Source organism: Leptospira haakeii (assembly GCF_002812045.1).
GTDB classification, from domain to species: domain Bacteria; phylum Spirochaetota; class Leptospiria; order Leptospirales; family Leptospiraceae; genus Leptospira_B; species Leptospira_B haakeii.
The window spans coordinates 378,518-403,318 of sequence record NZ_NPEG01000001.1 but is presented as its reverse complement, the minus strand read 5'-3'; the positions used below and the strand labels follow the sequence as shown (position 1 = coordinate 403,318).

General features: G+C 40.1%; 22 protein-coding genes. 16 read left to right on the top strand and 6 right to left on the bottom strand.

Annotated elements, in window-relative coordinates; translation table 11 throughout:
- Positions 1-25: 25 nt before the first annotated feature.
- Positions 26-3,547, bottom strand: a complete 3,522-nt coding sequence (gene dnaE / locus CH377_RS02015) for a DNA polymerase III subunit alpha (RefSeq protein ID WP_208859766.1) — start codon at positions 3,545-3,547, stop codon at positions 26-28.
- 372 nt (positions 3,548-3,919) lie between these two features.
- On the opposite strand from dnaE, the gene CH377_RS02010 reads away from it, so the two are divergent.
- Positions 3,920-4,390, top strand: coding sequence for a GNAT family N-acetyltransferase (locus CH377_RS02010; RefSeq protein ID WP_100722158.1), 471 nt, complete (start codon positions 3,920-3,922; stop codon positions 4,388-4,390).
- Positions 4,391-4,418: 28 nt separating this feature from the next.
- Here the strand turns inward: CH377_RS02010 and gatB are convergent, their stop codons facing one another.
- Positions 4,419-5,876, bottom strand: a complete 1,458-nt coding sequence (gatB, locus tag CH377_RS02005; RefSeq protein WP_100722157.1) for an Asp-tRNA(Asn)/Glu-tRNA(Gln) amidotransferase subunit GatB — start codon at positions 5,874-5,876, stop codon at positions 4,419-4,421.
- A gap of 116 nt (positions 5,877-5,992) precedes the next feature.
- On the opposite strand from gatB, the gene CH377_RS02000 reads away from it, so the two are divergent.
- From CH377_RS02000 to CH377_RS01985, 4 genes are read left to right on the top strand one after another with little or no spacing between them, the layout of a single operon-like run.
- Positions 5,993-6,751: a ParA family protein gene (locus tag CH377_RS02000; protein WP_100722156.1), complete on the top strand. Its 759-nt coding sequence runs from the start codon at positions 5,993-5,995 to the stop codon at positions 6,749-6,751.
- Positions 6,726-7,346: a hypothetical protein gene (locus CH377_RS01995; RefSeq protein ID WP_165780441.1), complete on the top strand. Its 621-nt coding sequence runs from the start codon at positions 6,726-6,728 to the stop codon at positions 7,344-7,346. Before CH377_RS02000 ends, CH377_RS01995 begins: the two co-directional genes overlap by 26 nt.
- Positions 7,347-8,033, top strand: a complete 687-nt coding sequence (locus tag CH377_RS01990) for a toxin-antitoxin system YwqK family antitoxin (protein ID WP_100722155.1) — start codon at positions 7,347-7,349, stop codon at positions 8,031-8,033.
- Positions 8,034-8,039: 6 nt separating this feature from the next.
- Positions 8,040-8,321: a hypothetical protein gene (locus tag CH377_RS01985; protein WP_100722154.1), complete on the top strand. Its 282-nt coding sequence runs from the start codon at positions 8,040-8,042 to the stop codon at positions 8,319-8,321.
- On the opposite strand, the gene CH377_RS01980 is transcribed toward CH377_RS01985, so the two are convergent.
- Together CH377_RS01980 and CH377_RS01975 are read right to left on the bottom strand one after the other, a co-directional pair.
- A complete protein-coding gene (locus tag CH377_RS01980) occupies positions 8,277-9,323 on the bottom strand; it encodes an LIC_10230 family protein (RefSeq protein WP_100722153.1) in 1,047 nt (348 codons plus the stop codon). The genes CH377_RS01985 and CH377_RS01980 overlap by 45 nt on opposite strands.
- A gap of 80 nt (positions 9,324-9,403) precedes the next feature.
- Positions 9,404-10,414 (bottom strand): hypothetical protein, encoded by a 1,011-nt coding sequence (locus CH377_RS01975; RefSeq protein WP_100722152.1) that lies wholly within the window; start codon positions 10,412-10,414, stop codon positions 9,404-9,406.
- Positions 10,415-10,549: 135 nt separating this feature from the next.
- On the opposite strand from CH377_RS01975, the gene CH377_RS01970 reads away from it, so the two are divergent.
- The 9 genes from CH377_RS01970 (at position 10,550) to CH377_RS01930 (ending at position 20,130) form a co-directional block, all read left to right on the top strand.
- Complete coding sequence (locus CH377_RS01970; protein WP_100722151.1) at positions 10,550-11,923, top strand: ABC transporter permease; 1,374 nt, start codon at positions 10,550-10,552, stop codon at positions 11,921-11,923.
- A gap of 1 nt (position 11,924) precedes the next feature.
- Positions 11,925-12,617, top strand: coding sequence for an ABC transporter ATP-binding protein (locus CH377_RS01965; RefSeq protein ID WP_100722150.1), 693 nt, complete (start codon positions 11,925-11,927; stop codon positions 12,615-12,617).
- Between the two features lie 6 nt (positions 12,618-12,623).
- Positions 12,624-13,448: an ATP--guanido phosphotransferase gene (locus CH377_RS01960; RefSeq protein ID WP_207797569.1), complete on the top strand. Its 825-nt coding sequence runs from the start codon at positions 12,624-12,626 to the stop codon at positions 13,446-13,448.
- Between the two features lie 114 nt (positions 13,449-13,562).
- Entirely contained in the window at positions 13,563-16,103 is a 2,541-nt protein-coding gene (locus CH377_RS01955; RefSeq protein WP_100722149.1) for an ATP-dependent Clp protease ATP-binding subunit, read from the top strand.
- Positions 16,104-16,177: 74 nt separating this feature from the next.
- Positions 16,178-16,603: a hypothetical protein gene (locus CH377_RS01950; protein WP_020769211.1), complete on the top strand. Its 426-nt coding sequence runs from the start codon at positions 16,178-16,180 to the stop codon at positions 16,601-16,603.
- Positions 16,604-16,635: 32 nt separating this feature from the next.
- On the top strand, positions 16,636-17,424 hold the full coding sequence (locus CH377_RS01945; RefSeq protein WP_100722148.1) for a tetratricopeptide repeat protein: 789 nt from the start codon (positions 16,636-16,638) through the stop codon (positions 17,422-17,424).
- On the top strand, positions 17,405-18,724 hold the full coding sequence (gene mtaB, locus CH377_RS01940) for a tRNA (N(6)-L-threonylcarbamoyladenosine(37)-C(2))-methylthiotransferase MtaB (RefSeq protein WP_100722147.1): 1,320 nt from the start codon (positions 17,405-17,407) through the stop codon (positions 18,722-18,724). Before CH377_RS01945 ends, mtaB begins: the two co-directional genes overlap by 20 nt.
- A gap of 181 nt (positions 18,725-18,905) precedes the next feature.
- Entirely contained in the window at positions 18,906-19,538 is a 633-nt protein-coding gene (locus CH377_RS01935; protein WP_100722146.1) for a hypothetical protein, read from the top strand.
- A complete protein-coding gene (locus CH377_RS01930) occupies positions 19,525-20,130 on the top strand; it encodes a hypothetical protein (RefSeq protein WP_100722145.1) in 606 nt (201 codons plus the stop codon). Before CH377_RS01935 ends, CH377_RS01930 begins: the two co-directional genes overlap by 14 nt.
- Before the next feature lie 43 nt (positions 20,131-20,173).
- On the opposite strand, the gene CH377_RS01925 is transcribed toward CH377_RS01930, so the two are convergent.
- Positions 20,174-20,836, bottom strand: coding sequence for a class I SAM-dependent methyltransferase (locus CH377_RS01925; RefSeq protein WP_100722144.1), 663 nt, complete (start codon positions 20,834-20,836; stop codon positions 20,174-20,176).
- A gap of 177 nt (positions 20,837-21,013) precedes the next feature.
- Here CH377_RS01925 and CH377_RS01920 point away from each other — a divergent pair, with 177 nt between their 5' ends.
- Positions 21,014-22,660 (top strand): hypothetical protein, encoded by a 1,647-nt coding sequence (locus tag CH377_RS01920; protein ID WP_100722143.1) that lies wholly within the window; start codon positions 21,014-21,016, stop codon positions 22,658-22,660.
- Positions 22,657-23,808 (top strand): tetratricopeptide repeat protein, encoded by a 1,152-nt coding sequence (locus tag CH377_RS01915; RefSeq protein WP_100722142.1) that lies wholly within the window; start codon positions 22,657-22,659, stop codon positions 23,806-23,808. The genes CH377_RS01920 and CH377_RS01915 overlap by 4 nt, the downstream gene beginning before the upstream one ends.
- Before the next feature lie 6 nt (positions 23,809-23,814).
- Here CH377_RS01915 and CH377_RS01910 read toward each other — a convergent pair whose 3' ends face one another.
- Positions 23,815-24,780, bottom strand: coding sequence for a metalloenzyme (locus tag CH377_RS01910; RefSeq protein ID WP_100722141.1), 966 nt, complete (start codon positions 24,778-24,780; stop codon positions 23,815-23,817).
- Positions 24,781-24,801 lie beyond the last annotated feature (21 nt).

Below are 24,801 nucleotides of genomic sequence, written 5' to 3'. Positions count from 1 at the left end.
ATATACGAATGAGGGGCGAGAAGAATTAAATCTTAACCGCTTGTTTGGTTCCGTTTGTTCCGTAGAGTCTTACATTATCTCCGAAACTTTCAAAAACCGTATCTTCTCCGAGTAAGGTAACCAATCGATTCATCAATTCCGGATTTGGTTGTACGGAGTAATGATTATGAGCTCGGATTACCTTCTTCTCTTCGTCTCCAGAGATTAGATGGAAATATACTTGGGAATTTCCTTGGTAAGCAGCGAGTAAAGTATGCAGTTGGCCAATGATATCCGGCATTTTTCTATGTCGGTCTCCGAGTTTGATATGAAGTGCCTTTTCCATTTTGTCTTCAATGGTGGCATCGTTCAAGATCTCGAAACTATTTACTTTGATCTGTCCCCTTAGTTCAGATTCTCCTGCTTCTATCCTATCCAGATCTCCTTTTAGGAATACTGCCTGGTCTTCTTTGATGATTTCTTTGAATTTTTGATACACTTTAGGGAAAGCCACACATTCGATTTCTCCTGTGCGATCTTCCAATTTGAAGTTTACGAATTCTTCTTTTTTCTTGGTGAACTTAATCTTTAAGGAAGTAAGGATTCCGACTACTTCTACCTTATTTCCTGCTTTAATATTATCTAATGTTTCAATTGGGACCGAGTTTAGACTTTTTAAGTGCCCCTTGTATTTATCCAATGGGTGGCCGGAAAGGAAAAGTCCTGTGACAGATTTTTCTCTCTTAAGTCTGTCTTCCATTTCCCATTCGTCTGCGTCTTTAGGCAGTTTTAATTCGTAACTGAGTCCGCTTTCACCGAAAAGTGAGAATTGGCCTTCTCTGGATCTTTCCTGCTCTTTTTGTGCGAAAGAAACCAAACTATCCATGGACTCAAATAAACATTTTCGAGTGTATCCGAAAGAATCTAAGGCACCACCTTGCACCAAAGCTTCCAGGATTTTTTTGTTCAATACTCGAGTGTCTATATTTGTCATGAACTCGGTGATTTCTTTAAAACCTCCGAGGTTCTTTCTGGCTTTGATGATATTTTCTGCAGCGCCTTCTCCCACACCTTTCATTGCGGAAATGCCGAATCGAATTGTTTGGTCATCAATTACGGAAAAGGATACGTCGGACTCGTTTACGTCGGGAGTCAAAACGTTGATCCCCATTTCACGAGCATTATTAATATATTTTGTAATGTCGGTAGTTTTAGAATGATCTCCCGCAAGTAATGCAGCCATATACTCTGTTGGGTAATTGGCCTTCATATAAGCGGTTTGATAGGTGACTAACGCGTAAGCCACGGAGTGGGATTTGTTGAATCCATAACCTCCGAATTTTTCCAATTGATCGAAAAGTTCTTCTGCGAATTTTTTAGCGTGGCCTTGTGCTTGTGCACCGTCGATGAACTTGACCCGAAGTGGATCCATAAGTTCTTTTTTCTTCTTGGCCATAGCTTTTCGGAGCATATCCGATTCGCCCATGGTGTATCCACCCACAACTCGGGAGATACTCATTACTTGTTCTTGGTAAACTGTCAGACCGAATGTTTCTTTTAAGATGGATTCGGTGGAGGAATGCGGATAAGTAACGGGCTTTTTGCCGCTCTTACGTTCCAAGTATTCTTCTAACATCCCTGATTCCATTGGACCAGGGCGATAAAGTGCGATCAAGGCTACGATCTCATCAAAGTTGGAGACTTGGCTTCGAGCCACAAGATCAGTAATACCGGTGGATTCTAACTGGAAGATACCGAGTGTATTCGCTTTTCTTAATAATGCGTAAGTGTTTGCGTTATCCAGAGGAATTTTATCTAAATCTAATTCGATCCCTCTTCTTTCTCTTACAAGTTTGATTGCATAGTTCAGGGTCGTTAAGTTCTTAAGACCCAAGATATCCATCTTGATGAGACCGATGGCTTCTAAATTATTCTTTTCATATTGAGTTACGATAGAACGAAAGCCTGGTCTTTCCTTCTCAGCTACTGTAGAAAGAGGAACCACTTCTTCCAACGGAAAAGGAGAAATTACTACACCCGCGGCATGGCGGCCCGGCTGCCTATGGTTTCCCTCTAGACGTTTTGCGATCGCGAATATCTTTTTGTTTAAGTCGTCTTTTTCACTGGCTTGTTTTAAGTCACCGGACATAGCCAAAGCTTCGTCGATTGTGATACCAGGTTTACTTGGACAATAACTTGTGAGTTTATTAGATTCTTCGAATGGAAGATTCATCACTCGAGCAACGTCTTTGAGAGCTGCTTTTGCACCCAAAGATCCGAATGTGATGATCTGGCCGACTCTATCTTCTCCGTACTTTTGGCGGATATAATTGATTACTTCTTCTCGGCGTTCCACGCAGAAGTCCGTATCTATATCCGGCATGTCCTTCCTGTCAGGATTCAAAAATCTTTCGAAGAGTAGATTGAACTGCAAAGGTTCTACGTTCGTAATTCCAAGTGCATAAGCTACGATGGAACCGGCCGCGGATCCTCTTCCTGGACCTACAGGTATCCCGGTTTTTTTAGCAAAGTTAATATAATCCTGAACGATCAAGAAGTAACCTGCGAAGTGCATGCTCTTGATCGTGTTTAGCTCGAATTCTACCCTTTCTTTGATCTCAGAAGTAACCTGAGGGTAACGTTGCTGAATTCCTTCCCAAACCAGTTTTTCCATAAAACCGTATTCATCGAAACCATCCGGAACGTTAAATTCAGGTAGAAGATAATTCCCAAATTTTAATTTGAGATCTACTTTATCACGAACTTCTAAAGTAGAATAATATGCTTGAGGAAGTTCAGGGAACAGTGCCTTCATTTCTGCAGGACTTTTGACGTAGAAGTGCTGGTTGAACCCGAACTCCATTTCGTCTTCGATGTTTTTTCTCATTCCGATACGAAGAAGAATGTCTTGGGCTTCTTTATCGTCCTTTTTTAAGAAGTGAGAATCGTTCGTGACTACTAATTTAATCCCAGTTTTTTGGGCGAGATCGTACACACCTTTTGCAACGATATCTTGTTCAGGGATTCCGTGGTTTTGGATCTCTAAATAGAAGTCTTCTTTATTAAAAATTTCGTTTAGTTTGCCTGCAAGTTGGAAGGACTCAGGTGCTTTACCTTCTAAAATTTTGCGGTTCACTTCTCCTGCGAGACAAGCAGTCAAACAGACTAGGCCTTCGCTATGCCTATCTAAAAGATCGTAATCGATCCTTGCTTTTTTATAAAAACCTTCGGTATAGGATTTGCTAGCGAGCTTTATTAGGTTTTTGTAACCTACTTCGTTTTTAGCCAGAAGAATTAGATGGTATGCATTTCCGTCGGCAATCTTAAATTCTTCCGTTTCCGCTTTTCTGTTCGGAGAAACGTAAAATTCGCAGCCTATGATCGGTTTTACTCCGGCTTTGGTTGCTTCATTATAAAATTCAATGGCGCCGAACATGTTTCCATGGTCCGTCATTGCCACGGAGCTCATACCAAGCTCCTTAACATGCTGCATTAGCTCTTTGATCCGGATCGCCCCGTCGAGCATAGAGTAGGTTGTGTGGAGATGAAGGTGGGCGAAGTCTTCCATACCAAGGGACATAATAGAAATTGGGTCCTGCCTCCGTCAAGCGGAGTAGCCGGAAATCTCAAAAACCGATTCCAGATTTCCGTATCGAAATGCCAGAATTTCCCGAAGGGTTTCCTTGAGAATCATAATGGGAAAAAATAATAAAATCTATCTTTTCTAGACTGCTTCTCTATGGCAATTCACCCAAGTCTAATCCGACTTATTAAAAAGACCCGCTTGTAATGGTTTTTGCTACTTATGGATCTGAAAATATTTCAAAAATAAGAGAAAGCAGATGAAAGATTCCGAAATCTACAAACTAGAACGTATAATTTAGAAAATCGAAATAGACTTTAAAACGTTAAAATTGTTTTTATTCCCTTCAAAACAAATATGCAAAAAGAAAATTCAATCAACGTAAGAATCGCCAGCCGTTCCGATTTAGAAGAACTTTCGGAATTGTTCGACCTTTATCGTAAATTTTACGAACTCCCTTCAAATCTTGCAGGAGCTAAAAAGTTTTTAGAAGATAGACTCTTACACAAGGATTCCGTTTTGATCGTTGCAGAAGATGGAGGAAGATTACTCGGTTTCGCCCAACTTTACCCGATCTTTTCTTCTTTGTCCATGAGAAGGGATTATATACTCAACGATCTCTATATTAGAGAAACAGAACGTAGAAGAGGAACGGCAAAAAAGATCCTAGCTGGAGCGGCGAATCATGTAATGGAACATGGTGGAAAAGGAATGGGATTAGAAACTCATCCGGACAATCGCCACGCAAGACATCTATATGAACGTTTCGGATTTAAATTAAATGAGGAGTATTTGCACTATTATTGGGCAGTACCCAAGGAGAAGTAATCTTTCGAATACTTCTCCTTAAATATTCTTAACCTTTAGGAGGCAAGGGTCCTAATTTATCCAATAACATCTGGTTCACTAAATTCGGATCCGCTTTTCCTTTGGAAACCTTCATTACATAACCAACTATCGCTCCGAGGGCTCTGTCTTTCCCAGATTTGTATTTTTGGACAGCATCTTCGTTTGCAGCAATTGCTTCGTCTACGATCCTTTCGATCTCTTTATCGTCTCGAACAACGATCAGATTTTTTTCGGTTACGATTGTTTCCGGATCTTTGTCCGTTCCGAGCATTTCTTCGAAGACGGTTTTACCGATTTTACCTGAAATTTTTCCGTCAGCGATCAGTTTTACTAAGCCGCCTATTCTTTCAGGACTTACTTTGAACTCGGAGATGGTAATGCTCTCTTTATTAACGATTCCTAATACTTCGTCTTTTACCCAGTTGGAGGTCTTTTTTGCATCTCCTGAAACCTTAAGAGCGCTTTCATAATAGTCTGCGATCTCTCTTTCTGCAGTTAGAACTTCTGCATCATATTTAGGAAGTCCCAGTTTCTCCACAAATCTGTCTCTTCTTGCATCAGGAAGTTCCGGAAGAGTTTTGCGGATATCTTCGACAGTCTCTTTAGTAAGAATTACAGGAGGAAGGTCCGGATCCGGGAAATATCTATAGTCATGGCTCATCTCTTTGGTTCTCATTGTGAGAGTCACATTAGATGCTGAGTCCCAAAGTTTAGTTTGTTGAGGGAAAGTTTTTCCCTGAGTATACATATCTCTTTGCCATTCTACTTCGTAATCGATGGCTGCCTTAACTGCTTTAAATGAGTTTAGATTTTTGATCTCTACTCTTGTTCCGAATTTGTCAGAACCTTTTGGGCGAATAGAAACGTTCGCGTCACAGCGGAGTGAGCCTTCTTCCATATTACAGTCGGAAACTCTAATATATCTAAGAACTGATTTGAGAGCTAAAAGATAATAATATGCCTCGTCGGAAGAACGCATATCAGGCTCGGAAACAATCTCTATTAAAGGGGTTCCTGCACGGTTCAAGTCAACATAAGACTGAGGAATTTTAGGATCTGCAGAGTGTATTAATTTTCCGGCGTCTTCTTCTATATGAATACGTGTAAGGTTTACGAATCTAGGTTTATCTTCTCCCTTTACCGTAAAATGGATTTTTCCACCTTCGCAGATCGGTCTGTCGAATTGTGAAATTTGATAACCTTTTGGAAGATCAGGATAAAAATAATTTTTCCGATCGAACTTAGTATGAAGAGTGATATTGGAGCCGAATGCAAGGCCAGCCATGATTGCCTTGGTCAAAGCTTCTTCGTTTAATACAGGCAAAGAACCTGGAAGTCCCAAACAGACTGAGGAAACCTGGGAATTAGGAGCGGCTCCGAACTTGGAAGGGCTATCGGAGAAAACTTTGGAATCCGTATTTAATTGAGCATGCACTTCCAAACCGATGATTACTTCGTATTCCATTAGGGCTCCCTTGCCTCAGTTTCCGGAAGAACAGGAAATTTTTCCTTATTCTTGAAATTTTAGAGGCCTATGTAGTTATTCTTCTAAGAGGACCAGTACCGGCAACGGATTTTTGAATGAAACAAACTCTTTGTATAGCCAATCAAAAAGGGGGAGTGGGCAAAACCACTACTTCCGTCCATCTTGCTGTTGGTCTCGCCAGAAAGGGAGAAAGGGTTTTGCTCATAGACCTGGATGCCCAAAGTAATGCGAGCTCCGTGTTTACGGAGCCTTCTTCTAAAAATGGTAAGGACTCTTTTTTACTTTTTAGCGAGAAGGTCCCAATTCGTGAACTGATCACTCCTACCAGGATTCCCGGTTTAAGTTTACTGCCCGCATCTTCTAAACTTTCTCAAATTGATGTTTTACTTTCCGGGAAGATAGACGGCTTTTTTGTTCTGAAAGAGGCCCTGGAAACTGTCACAAATGATTTTGATTGGGTGGTGATCGATTGTCCCCCTAGTCTTTCTTTGATCACTATGAATGCGTTTGTGGCTGCAACTGGACTTATTGTTCCATTACAGATTTCTAAGTTTTCTTTGGATGGGATAGAGGCGATCCTCGAAGCCAAAAATCATACAGTAAAAAGGTTTAATCCTGATCTGAAAATTTTGGGAGCATTATTGACCTTATTCCAACAAAGGACCACGATGTCTCAAACGGTGGTTCCGATGATTGAAGAACATCTTCGTCTATTTGAATCAAAAATTCCTCCTTCTGTTGCTGTAGAAGAGGCTCATCTTTTGAATCAATCTTTGTACGAATACCAACCCAAAAACAAAACGACCAAGGCCTACCAACAATTCACAGATGAGGTCTATTCTTTTGGCGGGTAAGAAGGACTTATTAAAAAAAGCGGCAGGAGCAGCCGTCAAAAAAACATTGGGGGGAGAAGTTTCTCCGGAATCGAAAACGGATCCTAAAACCCAGGAAAAACAATTGCCCAAAAAAGAGCCCATTTTCAAGCTAAACAACGGTATGAGGATAGAAGAATACACACAAACGGGACTCCGTGATTCTAACGGAAATAAAAAATGGATCCGCATTCTCGGTGTCTTCTTGGTATTGATTTTTGTTTGGTGGATCTGGCCTTCTAAACACGAGATCTATATGGACGTGGATAAAATGACTCCGGATAAAGTTTCCGGAATGGGTTCGGAAAAAGAATACCATTTCACTCACGGACAGGACTTTTTCATTTATTATAAAAGAGGTGGTTGGTTCTCCCCTGATAAGATCAAACTTACTATCTATAAAGTGGATGAATCCAAGGAAGAGATCAGCGTTCAAGAAAAAGAATTCAAACGCAGATTCGATAAATTCCAAACCTATTATGATGATTCTTTCTTCGATGACGAAGGTTCATACGAAGCGGAGATCAAAGACGAGAATGGAGAAATTCTCGTATCTAAAAAGTTCACCATCGACTAGATGAAATTTTCAAAATTTATAATATTCTTCGTTTGCTCCTTTGTTTTCTTTTGCGAATCTGCGGAAAGACCTCAAGGTCTGCCTGCAGATGCAAAATACGACAAAAACATGAACGCTTATATCTTGAATGAGCCTGGTCTCGCTAGAATATATTACGATAATGGAAAGTTGTATTTTGAATGTCCTTTAGATGAGAATAAACTCTATCACGGGCAATGTAAATCCTATCTTAGAACGGAAGAGGGTCTCGCTTCCCAAGGAAAATATGAGCACGGTTCGAAGATCGGAGATTGGGTTTGGTATTTTTCAGACGGCAAACCTTATATCAAACAAAGATTCGGCAGCCAGGCCAAAGATGAATTTGCACAATTTAACGGAGACGAAGGAAACGAAGAAGGTCCGTACGAAAGATATTATCCGGAAGGTTCTCTGGAAGTAAAAGGTAATTATAAAAACGGGCAAAAGTCCGATTTCTGGCAGAAATACTTCAAAGACGGAGAACTGGAATATTCAGGTTATTATTCCAAGGGAAAAAAGATCCGCACTTGGTTCTATTATTTCCCTAACAGACAAACTGAATCTGTCGAAGTTTTTGATGAGGGTGGTAACTTCTTATCTAGAACTATCTTTTCCCCTAGTGGAAAAGTTCTCTGCGAAGTTCAGAAAAAAGAATCTAGTTGCGGATAATCCCTAATGGATCCTAGGCATCTCAAACTGGAGAAGTTTGCTGCCTACGGATTCTTCATCGTCACAGTCTACTTAAGTGTTTATCTCACGTTAAATCATTATGCTGGCGAAGGTTTTATACTTTCCTTGATTGTGACTCATCTTGGGATATTTATCGCGTTTAGAAGAGTGCTAGACAGATTAAGTTATTCCGGTCTAGCTTTTTCTCATATTGTTCTTTGTTATTGGTTAGGAAAGAACGCTTTAGAGATTCTGTCTGCTATCGATGGATGGAAACAGGGATTCTAAGATCCCGAAGTTGATTGTAAGTAGATTAAATAAGAAAAGAATAAATACAATCACCAAAACCAGGACCAATAAGATCATCAGAGCTATCCGTATAAATCGAACTTGCAGATAACTGATCCCTAAAGCTAAATTTTGGTAAGTGCTTAACTCAGGACTTCTTCCGAATTTAAGATAATTTCTGATATAAAATGCAGAAACAGCAATGACTGCACCTGCTATTAAGATCCCGAAAGGTTCAGAATAATTTTTTTGGAGAACAAATAGCGGTATATAAACTATATTTCCGATCAAGGTCCCCAATGCTACAATTCCTAAAAAGTGTAGAAGCGCAGTCGCAAAAGAATTATTCCGATTACTCTCAGATCTAAATTCTGATTCATCTTCTCTCAGATTTTTAAGAGAATGGAAACGATCAGCATCTTCTTTAGAGAAAAGTTTTCCAATTGTGATCATCAGATAAACCATACCTATGATCCAAGCAAATGCTAAGAACAGAGAAGGTATCACCCAAAAAAGATCTTCCGCTCTTCCTGAGCTTGCTCCTGCCAAAGCGATATTCGGCATACTGAAAAGCCCATGAATAAAACCGAAAAAGTACAGGATCCTATTTAAGAACGCGTAGAAGAATGCTCTGAAATAAAGAGAAAGAAAAGAAGTCAGAGAAAGAACCGCTAAAAATACGTAAAAGAAGATCTGCAGTCTCTGCCCTAGTAAAACTCTTCCTAATCTATTTTTGATCTCTTCCGGTTGAGAATCATTCGGAAGACTTGGATCTTCTATTTCTTTTAATATCTTTTGGGTCAGAAACATTTGAGAAATCGCACCACCCTGGAAATAAAATCCGGAGATTGGTTCTCTTGCTGTTCCATCTAACAAAGCTTCCATAGTAGAAGTGTCATTTGTATTCAGAAATGTAGGTTGTAGGAAAAGTTGAAACCCACTGACCAATAGAAGAACGAACGGGATAATGTAAGTAATGGTCAATTTAATGCGAGATTTCATATCGTAATCCGTCTACAGGAGCTATGATTTTACTAAGCTGGATTCTCTCCATCCAAAAAGTTGTGATAGAAAGAGCTGATTTAAAATAAGAATACAAAAATCGCGATCATTCCAATTCCTACAACTCCCAAAGCAATGAGTACAGTCAGAAGTAGACTGGATTCTCCCGCTTCTAAAGAAGCGTTGGAGGCTGTAGATGTGTTTGAGCCGCTCGATTTAGAAACTGGTTTTTCCCCGGTGTAAAGGCGAACCTTGATGGAATTTTCTTCTTCGTAAATTTTACCGAAGACATCATTGCCAATTTTGACTACGGTTTCATTCTCCACACCTTTGTTTTCTGTAGCTACAACCGTGGCTGGAATCGGTTTAATGCTTCCGTCTTCCGTTTTGAGTTTCATAGAATCTATGATGCCCATAGTAGTAGGATCACTTCCAATGAGTTGTACTACAATTTGATCACCAGGTTTGAGTTGGTTGACCGGAATTCCGGAAACCGGAGAAAGAATAAATTTGAACTGAACTCTTGCCGCAGTCGGCGGAATAGAGGCATCTATTCCAGTGGGAACTCCAATAGGAATTATAGGAGCTTCTTCCTGTGCGGAATTTTCCTGTGTTTCTTCAGAATCCAAAGATTCAAAGGAAGATTTTCCGGAACCTGCCTCATCAATTTTGTCACGATCGATCAAAGAATACCAAAGACTGATATCAGGTTTGGAATTTCCCATCGCTTGGTTTTGGATCTGATTGATCAGGTACTTGATCTTATCGTCTTCACGTTTATTGATATAATGAATGAGCTGCTCCATAAAATCGTCGGAGCGTCCGCTGTTTTGGAATAATTCCTGAAGTTTATTAGTGAGATTTTTAAGTTGTTTGCCTTCGTACTTGATCTTTTGGCAGACATTGGTGATGTCTTTGTAGGTGGTTCCGGATAACGGAATATTGATCAATTCGCTGTTTCCTACTGCGACTACTTCGAATCTATCGATCCGACTGGAAACCGGATCTACGATTCCCCCAAATAGGATGTAAAGAGAGGAAGCCCCGTCCCTAGACTGAAATAATAAGGAATATACTTGTTCGGCTGGCATAAAATTTCGAATGAAACACCGATACTACAATGAGGCCAAATCGGTATCGACTTTTTTTTGACATCCTGCATCGGAATCTGATAATTGTCAAACTAAGGAAATTTGCGGATTTGTTTAATTTCCACCGCCCAACTGATGAATTTCTTCTTTCATAGATCCCCCCTAATCCTACTTCTCACTTCCCGCTATATTCGAGGATCCAGAGTCACGGGATTACTTTCGATTAAGTCCAGGATTTCGTTTATCGTTATGGCTGTCGGAGTTGCCCTTCTGATTGTAGTACTTTCTATCTTTAATGGATTCCAAAGGCAACTTAAGGAATCCCTGTGGCAGGGTGGGGAACATATTACAATTGAAAGCAGTTCCAATGGCGGAGAGATCCGAGATTACCAAAAGATCATCAAATATATACAAAACGATCCGGATCTAAAGGATAGGATCATCTCTGTCGAAGGTGGTATCCAAAGTCACGGACTTATACAAAGATATAATGTATTTTATCCAGTTCTCATCAAGGCGGTCGCTGTTCCAAGTGTGGATGCATTGATAGAACACAAACTTCATAATTTCCCCAGAATCGTTCATTATGATAGAGAAGAGTTAGGCCATCTAAACCGAGAAAGTTATATCATTCTTGGAAAAGAAATGGAGGACCTTTACAATTTCAGTTTGGGAAAACAACTTACTTTGGCTGTTCCTGGAGGAAGGTTTTCCCTTGGCAAAGGTGTCGAAGTAAGCGTTCAAAATTTCAGAGTATCCGGATTTTTTAAAACAGGGAACTATAAGTTCGATTCCAGTTTTGTTTATATGTCCTTACCTGTTGCACAGAAATTTTTCAAAATGAAAGATTCTGTAAATCAGATCACAATCAAAGCAAAATCTTTGGATGATCTTTCGATCAGCAAACGTAAACTTTATAGATTATTTAATAGCCTGGAGTTTGAACAAGAAATAGATGCAGCTTCTTCTTTATCCGTTAGGACGATTGCAGAAGAGCAAGAAAATCTTTTAGCAGCATTGCAATTGGAAAAGACGATCATATCTATTATTGTTTTCTTATTTATCATCTTGGCAGCGCTTGGAATGGTCGCTTCCGTATATTCTCTTGTTAGAGCAAAACGTAAGTCGATCGGAGTACTAAAAGCTCTTGGGCTTCCTGCTTCCGATATTCTTCTCATCTTCACGTTGAACGCAATGCTTGTCGGGATTTTAGCTTCTTTGACTGGCGGAGTTGGAGGAGTATTCTTAGCAAACTCGCTAGATACCATTATTGGTTATATAGAAGAGATCATTAATCTTTTAGGGCCTTCTTTCACTGGTTCCGATTGGACACCTGTAGAATTGGTTCCAAAACGAATATATTATTTTGATAAACTGCCTGTGGATATCAATATACCTTTCATTTTTATGGTAACTACCGCAGCTACGATACTTTCCGGGATTGCAGGATATTTCCCAGCGAGATGGGCCGCAAGTTTGAATCCTGTCGATACCATAAGGAACGACTAACGTGAGTATTATTAAGATCCGAAATCTGGTTAAAAAGTATCATATCCTGGAAAAAGAATTTTCCGTGCTAGATGGATTGGATATGGATGTGGAAGAAGGTGAGATCTTCTCCATCGAAGGAAAATCCGGGATCGGAAAATCCACTCTTCTCAATATTCTAGGCGCAATGGATAGTTTCGATTCAGGTGAAGTTGAAATTTGCGGAATCAATCTAAACAATCTGGATGAGAAAGGAAAAGAAAATTTCCGCGCAGAAAAAATCGCATTCATCTTTCAGCACCATCTTCTTCTTCCGGATTTTTCCGCTCTGGAGAATGTGAGCATTCCACTTTTAATCAAAGGTTATTCTACCTATAAAGCGGAGAAGGAAGCTATCTCCATGTTGGAAAAAGTGGGACTGAAAGAAAGGATACATTCTCATCCTTCTCAATTGTCCGGAGGAGAAAGTGCAAGAGTAGGTGTGGCAAGAGCCTTAGTTGCCGGAAAAAAACTCATACTTGCAGACGAACCTACAGGGAACCTGGACAGAGAAAATTCCAGGAATCTAATGAACTTGATCCAAGAACTGCAAAAGGATCTAAGATTCAGTCTAATACTAGTGACCCACGATATGGAATTGGCAGCGCTCGCTCATAAAAGAAACCAGATCTTCCAAGGAAAACTCAAACCCGCAGTGGTCCCACAAACGGTATAAATATCTATGGATAGCTGTATTTATTGCGGCTTATCCCTTCTCGACTGGAAAAATCGGGGAAAGATAGGATGTGCTCATTGCATCCAATTTTTAGGCGAAGAATATACCAAGTTTATTCCAATCCAGGCTGCTTCCGATTGGGAACCTCCTTCTCATTTCCCTGCAATTGACACTTGGGAAAAATTCAGAAAAACAAACTGGGAAGAAGGTTTGTACTATATAGATTCCCATAGCTTGCCTTTCACCTATAGGTTCCGCATCGCTAGAAATCCGAAACATTCTACTTATTCCAAACGCACCGAAATGACGGACCAGTTCCTAAATTTGTTTTTAGAAGAGAATGATTCCCAAACCGAAGATCTAAATTCGGGAAAAAAACATCCGATCCTAGAATTAAAACAAAGAATTCCCTGGAATTCGGGGACATTAGTGATGGGAGACGAGGATCATATTCGTTGGGAATATGTGACTGATTCTCTACTTGAGTTAAACTCTGTCCTAAAATCCGATTTTTTAACGAAATTCGAGGCGGAAGACAAGTTTGATTTTCAAAAAGGGATCGGATTCATCAATTCCTGTCCTACTAACTCCGGTTTTGGAGACAAACTTTCTGTTTCCATACCGGCAAGACTTGCGGACTCGGGAGAGTTAAGGGATTTCAGGCTGCCTACAGACTGGGGCTTCTATCGGGAAGAATTGAAGGGTAGATTGGTCTTTTTCCGAAAAAATTTCGGCCCAAATAGAAAAAATTCCTTTTTCAATTTGGTTTCGTATTTAGCCTTACTGGTAATAAGCGGAAAAGAAGGGACAAAAGCCTCATTTGCCCCGTAATCCTTTTTGGTTAACTAGTCCGATATATTCTTTAAGGGAGATTCCGGCTCCCAGTTGGAAATTGGATGCGAATACAGTCTAACCTACAGAACCCATCAGGAAGGGCGTGCAATTATGTTGGAATTTACTAAAAGAGCAAAACGAGTAATCAACGAGATCGCGCAAGACGAAGCAAAACGTCTTGGTAGTGAATTTATCGGCCCTGAACATATCTTATTAGGATTGTTAAAGGAAGAAGATTCAGTCGCGATAAAAATACTGAATAACCTGAACATTAACCTGAACGAACTTCGTAAAGAAGTAGAGCGCAGGACCAGGGAGAACTCCGGCACATTGTTGATGGACATGGCCCAAGGACAGGATCGATACCAAAAAATTATCGAACTCTCCAAGGAAGAAGCCAAACGTCTTAAACACAATTATGTTGGAACTGAACATATTCTTCTAGCATTATTGCGGGATAATAATAATATCGCAGGCGGAGCGTTATACTCCTTTAGCGTGAATTATAATGTTATCAAAGGAGAGATCTTACGTCTATTAGGCGCTCCTCCTACAAGCACAGTCGGAGTATCCAGCCAGCCAACTGCTCAACCTGGAACTCCTCGCGCTGAAAAAACTAAAACTCCAATCTTGGATGAGTTCGCGAGAGATCTTACTCAACTAGCCAGAGATAAAAAACTGGATCCAGTTGTTGGTAGATCTAACGAGATCCAAAGGGTGATCCAAATCCTTTCTCGTAAGACCAAGAACAATCCAGTATTAGTTGGAGAGTCCGGAGTAGGTAAAACAGCCATCGTAGAGGGTCTCGCACTTGCGATCGTAGAGAAGAATGTTCCGGATCTTCTATTCGAAAAACGTGTACTTTCCCTGGATCTAGCAAGCCTGATCGCAGGAACCAAGTATCGCGGAGAATTCGAAGAAAGATTGAAGAAGATCATGAAAGAAATTTCTTCTTCTAATAATATCATCATCTTTATCGACGAGTTGCATACTCTGATCGGAGCAGGTGCTGCAGAAGGAGCGGTAGATGCCGCAAATATCCTGAAACCTGCACTTGCAAGGGGAGAATTGCAATGTATTGGAGCTACTACCAGCACAGAATATCGCAAGTATATCGAGCGTGATTCTGCGTTGGAAAGAAGGTTCCAAGTAGTAAAAGTTGCGGAACCTTCCGTAGACGATGCTATCCAAATCCTTACTGGACTCAAAAAAGCATACGAAGCTCACCACAAGGTGCGTTATTCGGATCGTGCTTTGGAACAATCAGTTAAGTTATCACATAGATATATCAATGATAGATATCTACCTGACAAGGCGATCGACATCATCGACGAAGCGGGCGCAAAAGCAAGACTTGCAAACTGTGCTCGCCCTCAAGCAGTAAAGGACTTGGAAGAAGAGATCAAATCACTTTCTCAAAAGAAAGAGGATCTAGTTCGTTCTCAAGAGTATGAAAAAGCTGCTGGAGTTCGCGACGAAGTAAATCGTAAGAAACAAGTTCTGGAAGAAAAGATCAGATCTTGGCAGGAGAAACTGGATGATTTTGCGGTTTCTATCGACGAAGACGATATTCTTTCAGTGGTTTCTCAGTGGACCGGAATTCCATTACAAAGAATGGAAGAGAACGAATCCTCTAGACTACTTCGTTTGGAAGAAGAACTTAAACTAAGAGTTGTCGGGCAGGACGAAGCGATCCAAAAAATCGCAAAATCCGTTCGTAGAGCACGCACAGGATTTAAAGCAGAGCGCAGACCTACTGGATCCTTCATTTTCTTAGGGCCTACTGGTGTGGGTAAAACCGAGCTTGCTAAAGCCTTGGCTGAGTTCTTATTCGGAGACCAAGACGCGATGCTTCGTGTGGACATGTCCGAGTATATGGAACCACATGCAGTCAGCAGATTGATCGGTGCTCCTCCAGGTTATGTTGGTTACGATGATGGCGGACAATTGACTGAGTTTGTTCGTAAAAAACCGTATTCAATCATTCTATTGGATGAGATCGAAAAAGCTCACCATGATATATTCAATGTTCTTCTCCAAGTAATGGAAGAGGGAAACCTGACAGACACTAAAGGTCGCAAGGTAAACTTCAGAGACGCGATTATCATCATGACTTCGAATATTGGAGCCAAAGAAATTTCGAGCAGTGTAAGGCTCGGATTCGAGGACCGTTCCGGAGAAGAGGATAAATACAAGTCAGACCAAGCTCGCGAGCAGTTGAAAAAACATTTCAACCCAGAGTTCTTAAACAGGGTGGATGAGGTTGTTTACTTCAAACCTCTCAGAAAAGAAGAGCTTATGGCGATTATGGATATCATGATCCGCGACACCAATAAGAGATTATTGGATAAGAAGATCAAGATCGACCTTACTCAAGAAGCGAAGGATCACTTCATGGATATCGGTTACGACGAGAAGTTCGGAGCACGTCCATTACGCAGAGTATTCCAACGCGAGTTAGAAGATTATATGGCTGTTCAAACCTTGAAAGGCGCTTACAAAGAGCCTACCAAGATCACAGTTGCTTTCAAAGAGGGTAAACTGGATTTCTTAGAAGAGGCTTGGACAGATTATAAACCTGCAGATCAAGGTTCAGACGGAGGAAGTTCTCCGAATAATCCGGAGCGTTCCGAAGAACCTGCGCTAGTGTAAAAGATTTTTGCCCCCTGAAGGAAACGGAAAGGGGGCTTTTGATCTAAAAAGGGAGACTTTATTGGAGAGGGTCTATGCCGTACCTGATTCCCATTATATTTGTGCTCCTTTACCTTCTGGTCCGTAAGGTATGGTTCCATTTACGTAAGATCAGAACCGTAGCAGGGATCGAAAAAATTTCCCTATGTGTTTTCCAGCCTGATTTATTTCTTCCCGAGGTACGCGTCCTCTACAAATACTACTTCCAAGGCGGGGTCTACTTCGGATCCGGTTATATGCTGTTGACTGATTTCCTTGACCAAGAGGAATACGAGATCTACAGAAACTTGGACGGTTTGCCTGTTTTGGAAACCGGGGATTTCCAGATCGTATCTGAGGAAAGAATAGAACATTTCCTTTCTATACGATATCCGAGTATAATCGTTTTCATCGACCCGGTGGAGCCATTTCATTCCTTAATTGATTGTCTAAATACAAAATCAATGGGGGTCCCCACCTAAAATTTTTCCCGCCAATAAAAAGTGACCAAAAGATGCACAAAGGAAAAATACTCCTACTTACACTGATACTATTTGTTTTTTCCGCGGGGAATAGTTTCGCTCAGAGCGAACCGGATTATCAAACAGCATTAGCAGAATTCCAAAAAGGAAATTCAGAAAAAGCTTTAGAGATCATTCGTGTGCTTCACGAACAAGGAAAAAGATCTTACGATACTCATTATTTAGCGGCCTTCTGTCATTATAATGCAGGAAGAAATAAATCCGCTGCTACTCATTGGTCCGAAGCATTAAAATTAAAACCTGGGGATCCCGCTGTAAGTGTGGATTTTGCCAGATATTTGATCCAAGCGGGTAGGAATTCCGACGCATTGGAGATCATCTACAATTCTTATCAAATTAATCCTAAAAATAGAGAAGTAAGATTATTATACGCTACCGCTCTATTATATAATAATAAAGCTAGAGAAGCGTTATATATCATAGAAAAACTAAAAGCGGAAGACGGAAACGATTACCGTCCTTTAGTTTTAGAAGCTCAGGTTTACTTTTATTTAGGAAGTGCTGAAAAAGCGGAAGTCAGTTTGAAATGGGCTCAATCCTTAGTTCCTAATAATCCGAATGTATTGAATAATCTAGGATTAGTTTACGAAAAAGTAGGAAACCAAGAAGCAAAAAGAGGGAATATTAAGAAGGCCCTCGAACAATTAAGAAATGCTAAAGAACAATTGGAATCCGCACTTAAGTTAAAACCTGATGACGAAAAAATAAAAGGTAATATCAGAAGAATAGAGGCAAGGATCAATGCCCTTTCCGCCGGGTGAAAAAAAGGTACTATTTCATACCTTAGGTTGTAGGCTCAATTTTTTTGAGTCGGACGGTTTATTCTCTTCTTTGAGTAAACATGGATATTCTGTGGCCGCTGGAGAAGATGTCCCGGATGTGGTCGTAGTTAATACCTGTACTGTCACCAACAAGGCAGATTCAAGAAATCGTAATATTATTCGAAACGCGATCAAAAGATATCCCGGGGCTCAAGTTTGGGTAACCGGATGTTACGCGCAAACCGATAAAGAATCTATAGAATCGATCCCTGGTATCGCAGGTGTGATCGGTAATGAAAACAAATCTGATCTTCCTAGGTTGATCCTAGAAAGAGAAGGCGCGGATTATTCTCATATCCAAACAGTTTCGGATAGATTTGCATATTCTGATGTTCTACCGAATGGACATACCAGGGCTTATCTGAAGATCCAAGACGGTTGCGATCGCCAATGTTCTTATTGTAAAATTCCTCAAGCAAGAGGTAAGGGTGTTTCCAGAAATTGGAAAGATGTGTTAGATCAGGTTTCCTTCTTACAGGACAATGGAGTAGGGGAGATTATACTTACAGGTGTAAACTTGGGATGGTATAGAGATGGTGAAGGCAGAAAAGCATTTCCTAAAATGCTCGAAGCCATTTTAAATAAGTTGGAATATTCCAGACTTAGACTTTCTTCCATCGAACCGCCTGATGTAGGTGTGGAACTCACAGAACTTCTTACTCATCCTAGATTTACTCCATTTTTACATGTTCCATTACAAAGTGGAAGTAAAGAGATCCTAAAAAGGATGAAACGCAGTTATAATCCTGAAACTTTCCGTAAAAGGATAGAACTTGCTAAATCTAAAATACCGGATCTATTCTTGGGAACGGACGTGATCGTAGGTTTTCCTGGCGAGACGGAACAAGATTTTCAAGATTCTTCTTCTATCCTGGAAGAATTAGGTTTTTCTAAAATACATGCGTTTCCTTTCTCCGTTAGGAAAAACACTTCTGCGGAGCAGTTCCCTGAAACAGTTTCTAAGGAAACTAAAAAAGAAAGAGTTCATTCTCTTATGGATCTCTCCCAAAGGTTGCATCGCAAATATGCAGAAAGCCAATTCTCTAAAAAGAGGGAAGCTGTTTTGGAAAGAGGCGGAATTGCAGTTACTGATAATTATCTAAAAGCGGTTATTCCTGAAAGCGACCTAAAAAGTTTAAGCCCAGGACAATTTTTGACCGTAGAGATCGGAGAGTATATCCCCGATGCTACCGATAAAGAAGGTAAGGTCTCTGCTCGGATCTTAGCTGCAATCGGTTGATTTTTATAAAATACATTTCGATTTTATAAAATTCTAAAATTTATATTTATAATGTGTCAAAATTCCCGATAATTGGGAATTTTTATTGCCTTAGCAGTCCGGTATAAAAACAATTCTCAAACGTTAGTTTGCCTTTTTCGGGCAGGTCTCTATCCCCTAAATGAGTTGGGTTTTTATTCGGATGAAATTAAAATTCTTAGCATTCCTTTTCTTTCTAACGCTGGTTTCCTGTATTACTATCCCAGTTCAGGTTTCTTTGAATGATCCGCCGGATCAGAAACAAGCTCTTCCTTTGGCAATTTTTATAGAAAGAGTAAGTCTACCTTCCGGGATTAATTCAGTACAAACTAAGGAAGATAATTTAACCCTCGCGGTTATAGAATATGCTCGAAAAGCTAATTACTTTCAAAAGGTATCTTATATTAATTTCAAAGAACCTTCTGATAAGAATTATAAAATTTTTAGTATTGCCTGTTCTAACTTCGAGGAAATTAGAAAACCTCATCCTGCATATTTCCCTTTAGCGATCTTGACTTTCACAATTTATATATGGGCTGGAGGTGCGATTGCTACGGATTCGGCTGCTTATGATTGTGATTTAACCGTTAAAAACCCTAACAATAAGGTTCTTTTTAGAAATGTTAAAAAATTATTCAATACTCGTGATGTGAATTTTTATAGCAAATATTATCTGTTCCCGAGCGGGATCGAAGACAGGACTGAGGTTTTGTCCTCGTTGATCGACTCATACTATAATGCCCATCGATTCATATTAAAACATTCTAATGGAGACAGAATACATGAAAAAAATTGAGTTAATTATAGCAACTTGTGCAGTAATCGGACTGTTCAATTGTGCTACTTTTACAAGTTACCCAGAAGGGTTTCAAGGCCCGACTTACCAAAAGCCTGAAAAAGTTTCTAATAAAACTATTTCAGTAACTTATACACAGAAGTCCTTTTCTCCAGGTGGGGAATCACTTGAGGTAAATGCTAACGCTCTTGAGGCAATGCAGAAAGAGTTTGAAAAGCATATTTCGGAATCAGGCTACTTTAAGGGTACCACAACTGCGTTACAACCTTCTGACTTGAAATTACAGATTGAAGGTGTTGACCAAGGCGGTGGCGGAGGACAAGCTCTTGCTTTTATTAGTGGTTTAACTTTAACCATTTTACCTGCTTGGGCAAAAGATGATTTTACGATTACTTATACCTTTAAAGATAAAAAGGATAAAGTAGTAAAACAGTACATTAGAAATGTTACCTACAATACTTGGATCCAACTTTTACTTATTTTTGCGCTTCCGTTTAAATCTCCTGCTTCGGAAATTCCAGCGGGCTTCAAAACTACTACTTATTCAGTATTAGAAGAAGCTGCTAAAGACGGAATTTATAATTTAAAATAAAGAATATGAGCGATTTTAAGGGATATCTCTTAAAATCGCTTCTTTAAGACCTGATCAATTCTTCAGAATAAGTTTCTTCTTCTCTTAGATCATAATAACCATATTCGAATTCAGGTCCGGATTGGATCTCTAAACCGTATACGTTTTCACTAATACGAACAGTTTTAACTATTTCTAATTTATATTGCTCTGCTAAGAATTTCATCTTATCTAAGGAGATCTTATCATTGATCCTAGGACCGACAGGGTATTCGTTTTTGACCCAATCTAAAACGATCAATTTACCACCCTTCTTCATGGAACGAACTAAACCGTCCATTGCTTGGCCTGGATCTGCAAAAGTAGAAAGTACTAAAGAAGCGAAGACGATTTCAGGGACAGGGATCCATTCCGGCAATAAAGGGCGATCCGCCTTTTCCATATAAAATGGAGTAAATCTTTGGATATCTTCCCTATTTTTCCAATGTAATACTTCGTCCAAGAAGTCTTGATTACATTCTGCGCCCCAAACCCATCCCTCTTTATGGATCGATTTTAGAAGAGTTTCCGTCCAGAAACCCAAGCCCATTCCGAAATCCACGATATTCTGCACATCCTTCAGGGAAAAATGTTTCAAAACGGTTTCCGGAGGAGTAAGCTCACGTCTCTTGCTAGAAAGGAGAAAATTCTGATATTCTGGGTCGTAATAATATTCTATATCGATCATTTATATGCCGGAAGTCGTATTATGTCTTATGAATGCGCCGATTAGTCAAGATCAAACCGAAAGGAGAAGTTTCCATATCTTGTGCATTTTATATTATTTTCCCCACATTCTCCTAAAAACCGAAGTAAAAATTTGCGTTGTAGCAACCGATAATCTAGTTCGGAACCTTATTTCCAGATGAAAATTCGACTCCGGATCCTATCTATATTCTTCCTGATGGCATTGGGAAATTCTATCTATGCCCAGGATACCTTTCGTCTGGACAATGACAATGCAAGTGTCGCAAATTCTATCAATGTAGAAGTCCTTAAAGACGGTAGATCCGTTCGTATCTCTTGGGAAGCTCCTAGAGAGACAGGTGAGATCATAGTTGCTCGATCTTCTTCCATTATTGATAACCCTGAAAAATGTTATATCTCTGATTCTTTAGGAAAATTCCCGAGCGGTGTTGCTAATGGAGTGAATCAGATCTACGATTATAACCTGAAACCTGGAACTTATTATTACGCAGTTGTATTAGCAAATCATGTAAGGAAAAAGGATGCAAGATTAGTAGCGAATCGTAACTATACTACGATCCCGATCGTGATCGAAAATAATCCGCCGCCTCAGACAAATAATCATCCTCCATCTAATACACAGAATAATTATCCTCCTTCTACAAATACAAATCAACCTCCTCCCGAAGAGCAGAAGTATCTTTCGGATAACGCTAGAGTTACTGATATATCCGTAAAAAGAGAAGGTCAATTCTTACGTGTTTCTTGGGAACCTTATCCGAAAGGGATCCAAGGTGAGACTATCTATACTATTTATAAATCCGCGGAACCGATGTCCAGTATGACACTGATGAGAAAAGCGGAGAAGTTAGCGGAAGTTTCTCATCCGGAAAATACTTTCTTAGATCAGGATCTGACCAAGTCTCAAACTCTTTATTATGGTGTTTCGGTAAAACAAGGTTTGAAAGAAGTTTTACCTTTAGTTCAGAACCAATCTTTCATTCGTCAGTTTTATGTTTACGATCAAGATAAAAGAAAACCTCCTAAAGAAGATGATGTAGTTACCAATCCTCAATTCGCGTACGACGAAATGCACGTGAAGGATCTAAAGGCGAATGTCGTTGATGGAGGAGTTCGTTTAGATTGGAAATCTCCTGATCGCGCAGACGAAAATACTGTCTACTCCATCTACCAAGCCGGCAAACCTTTGTCAGGCGGAGTTTCTACTTTTCTTGGTGGTAATGTTAGAAAGCTGGGGGAAGTTTCTCATCCGGATACTAACGTTATGGTTAAGATGAAGCCGTATTCCGGAACCATGTATTTTGGTATTACGGTAAAACGAGGGGATATAGAAGATTTCACTTTGACCCAAGATCAATCTTATGTTGCGATTGGTGGTCCAGGTGCTGCAGATAATACACAAACTGCTGAAAACGATAAGCCTAATAAAAACGAGCCAAAAGAAGAAGAGCAAGGTCCTCAGGATAATCAGAACAACCAAAATGTTCAGAATAATGAAAAACAACCTTTAATCGTTGAGCAAGAAGAACCTAGTGATGAAGAGGTCGATCGGGTTCTGAGAGCAACGTATTGGAAAAACGAATACGGAGAAGCGGTTAAACAATTGGCTCCTTATGCGGGTTCGAATGATATTGATATAAGAGGAAAGGCTAAGTTTTTCCTTGGAATGTCTTTTTATAAAAAGGGTGAATATAATAAAGCTCTAAAGTTCTTCGTACAAAAAGATACAAAGAACTATAATCCGGAACGAACCGAGTTCTGGACCAAACAATGTCTGGCCCGGATCGGCGGAGGAAGAAGATGAACCGTTCCATCATTTTAGTTACTGGATTTTTATTCGTATGTGCAGGTCTTCTTACAGGGATTTATACTGCGGTGATCCAAGATACGGATTCCACAAATAAAGGGATCATCGAAAAAGTTAGGGAAGGGGAGGAATTCCTAAAACATTCCAATCCTAAATCCTCAGAAAAGGCTCTGGATATTTTTGCGGAACTATCCTCCAAGGATGTGGGTTCTGATCTTTCTTTCCGGATCCAATACGATCTGGCAACTGCTCTGGATAAAACCGGAGATAAGATGAGAGCCCTTGGTATTTTCAGAGAGCTGAATCAGAAAGAAGGTTTAGCTCGTGAAGAAAAAGCTAAGGTCGCTTATGGCCTCGGGAACCTTCTTCTTTTATTAAATAGAGACGAAGAAGGAAAAGGGCATTTAGAGGAAGTTCTTAGAACTTCCGGTGATAATAAACTCAGATCTAATGCGTTATCCGCTATTGCCGATTACTACATGAAAAAAGGCAATTACGATCAGTCTAGAAAGAACTACGTATTGGCATTACAAGAAGATCCTGAAAACGTAAAAGCTAGAGTAAGATGGGGAAAATCTTTGCGCAGAATGGGCAAAGACTGGTCCGCTTACGATGTGTATGAAGATTACGTTCAATCGGATGCTTACTTCGATCCAGACAAAGTCGCTGTGGATAAGGAATTCCGCTCCGGACTCTTGGAGAAAGGAAGAGAATTATACGTACGTAAGGAATATTACTCGGCGATCGAAACTTTGAAAAAAGCTTTGGATATAGGCGTCAGCGAAAGAGCAAGGGAACAAGCTTGGTATTATATTGCAGAAAGTTACGATGCTCTTGGAAAATCAGAACAAGCAATCCAATATCTGAACAAAATGTTAGAGAACTCAGATGGAACTATGGATCAGGCTGCTATGTTTAGAAAGGGAACTATCTATTTCAGAGGTGGAAAGTATGAGAAAGCCGCCGCGGTTTTCCAAGAATCTGCTGATCGAAATCCAGACAGTCCTGTAGGTAAAAAATCCGCTACTTGGAAAAAGGAAGCTTTGGATCAGATCGAAGACGATCTTAGATACAAGGACGGAGAAGGTGGCGGAAAAGCGAAACCTTCCGACGATGATCGCCAAGACGACGACTGGAAATATTAAAATATCTTAATTAGAAGAAGTCTGAACAAATTCCTGTTCAGACATTTGGATCTGTATCCCTAAACAATCGTAAATTGCGTGTGGGATATCTTTCAAAGCGTGGATCTTGTCTTTCATTTGATCCGTGTATTTACCGTATAGAATGGTTGGTACCGGGTTTACGGTATGAACATCCACAGTCAGATCTTCTAGGTTTCCGTGGTCGGATGTTATGATGAGTTGGTCTTGTTCCGGATCCATTGCATCCAAAACTCCGAGTAAAAAGTTCTCCAAGTCGGAGATACATTTTTCGGCACCTTTCCAATTCATCTTATGACCTACCTTATCCGTGATAAAGTATTCATAGATGCATAATGTATGGCCCTTCATTGCAGGAATGATGTCTTTCCCGGTTTTGTACGGATCTTGAATCTCTAAAACCGGATCATCTTTATCTATAAAATCTCTTCCGAACTTTCTAAGAAAGTCGCGGCTGATATCCATATAAAGTCCCTTACCATCTCTCAGATCATCCATATCTTTTAAAGGTTTGTCCGCAGCCATTTGGATGAGAGTAGAAGCGGATACATGTCGTGGATTTTTTTTTATATGTTCCGCAAATCCAGGGGTATAACAGTTCAATAGATCAGCTTTAAATCCGTTCTCTTCTAGGATTCGAATGATAGAATACTTAGCGATAATACGTTTTAAGGTGAATGTAGGAAATCCGCTCATGTGGCGGTTTAGGACCTGACAAGCATTGATCCCAGTCCAAAGAGAGGTCTGCCCGGTAGCACTTTGGGGAAGTCCCTTGATTCCCATACTCGCGTCCGTTTTGAGATACGTGAGTTCTTGTAGGCGGGAAGGAGAATCTAACGGGATCGATTTGCCGCCCAAAGGTAGAAAAATCCCCTTTGAATACTTAGAAAACGGATTTTTATCCGGATCGTTTTCCCCAAAGCCTATCCCGTCTATAAAAACATAAAATATCATTTTATTGGTCCGAGAAGTATC

Excerpts from the sequence above, each read along its gene's own strand:
- CH377_RS01955 (WP_100722149.1), top strand. The coding sequence starts at position 13,563 with ATGTTGGAATTTACTAAAAGAGCAAAACGAGTAATCAACGAGATCGCG.
- CH377_RS01995 (WP_165780441.1), top strand. The coding sequence starts at position 6,726 with ATGAGGTCTATTCTTTTGGCGGGTAAGAAGGACTTATTAAAAAAAGCG.
- CH377_RS01920 (WP_100722143.1), top strand. The coding sequence starts at position 21,014 with ATGAAAATTCGACTCCGGATCCTATCTATATTCTTCCTGATGGCATTG.
- CH377_RS01945 (WP_100722148.1), top strand. The coding sequence starts at position 16,636 with ATGCACAAAGGAAAAATACTCCTACTTACACTGATACTATTTGTTTTT.
- CH377_RS01925 (WP_100722144.1), bottom strand. The coding sequence starts at position 20,836 with ATGATCGATATAGAATATTATTACGACCCAGAATATCAGAATTTTCTC.
- CH377_RS02000 (WP_100722156.1), top strand. The coding sequence starts at position 5,993 with ATGAAACAAACTCTTTGTATAGCCAATCAAAAAGGGGGAGTGGGCAAA.
- CH377_RS01935 (WP_100722146.1), top strand. The coding sequence starts at position 18,906 with ATGAAATTAAAATTCTTAGCATTCCTTTTCTTTCTAACGCTGGTTTCC.
- CH377_RS01950 (WP_020769211.1), top strand. The coding sequence starts at position 16,178 with ATGCCGTACCTGATTCCCATTATATTTGTGCTCCTTTACCTTCTGGTC.
- CH377_RS01930 (WP_100722145.1), top strand. The coding sequence starts at position 19,525 with ATGAAAAAAATTGAGTTAATTATAGCAACTTGTGCAGTAATCGGACTG.
- CH377_RS02010 (WP_100722158.1), top strand. The coding sequence starts at position 3,920 with ATGCAAAAAGAAAATTCAATCAACGTAAGAATCGCCAGCCGTTCCGAT.
- CH377_RS01975 (WP_100722152.1), bottom strand. The coding sequence starts at position 10,414 with ATGCCAGCCGAACAAGTATATTCCTTATTATTTCAGTCTAGGGACGGG.
- CH377_RS01970 (WP_100722151.1), top strand. The coding sequence starts at position 10,550 with ATGAATTTCTTCTTTCATAGATCCCCCCTAATCCTACTTCTCACTTCC.
- CH377_RS01990 (WP_100722155.1), top strand. The coding sequence starts at position 7,347 with ATGAAATTTTCAAAATTTATAATATTCTTCGTTTGCTCCTTTGTTTTC.
- CH377_RS01915 (WP_100722142.1), top strand. The coding sequence starts at position 22,657 with ATGAACCGTTCCATCATTTTAGTTACTGGATTTTTATTCGTATGTGCA.
- CH377_RS01910 (WP_100722141.1), bottom strand. The coding sequence starts at position 24,780 with ATGATATTTTATGTTTTTATAGACGGGATAGGCTTTGGGGAAAACGAT.
- mtaB (WP_100722147.1), top strand. The coding sequence starts at position 17,405 with ATGCCCTTTCCGCCGGGTGAAAAAAAGGTACTATTTCATACCTTAGGT.
- gatB (WP_100722157.1), bottom strand. The coding sequence starts at position 5,876 with ATGGAATACGAAGTAATCATCGGTTTGGAAGTGCATGCTCAATTAAAT.
- CH377_RS01985 (WP_100722154.1), top strand. The coding sequence starts at position 8,040 with ATGGATCCTAGGCATCTCAAACTGGAGAAGTTTGCTGCCTACGGATTC.
- CH377_RS01960 (WP_207797569.1), top strand. The coding sequence starts at position 12,624 with ATGGATAGCTGTATTTATTGCGGCTTATCCCTTCTCGACTGGAAAAAT.
- dnaE (WP_208859766.1), bottom strand. The coding sequence starts at position 3,547 with ATGGAAGACTTCGCCCACCTTCATCTCCACACAACCTACTCTATGCTC.
- CH377_RS01980 (WP_100722153.1), bottom strand. The coding sequence starts at position 9,323 with ATGAAATCTCGCATTAAATTGACCATTACTTACATTATCCCGTTCGTT.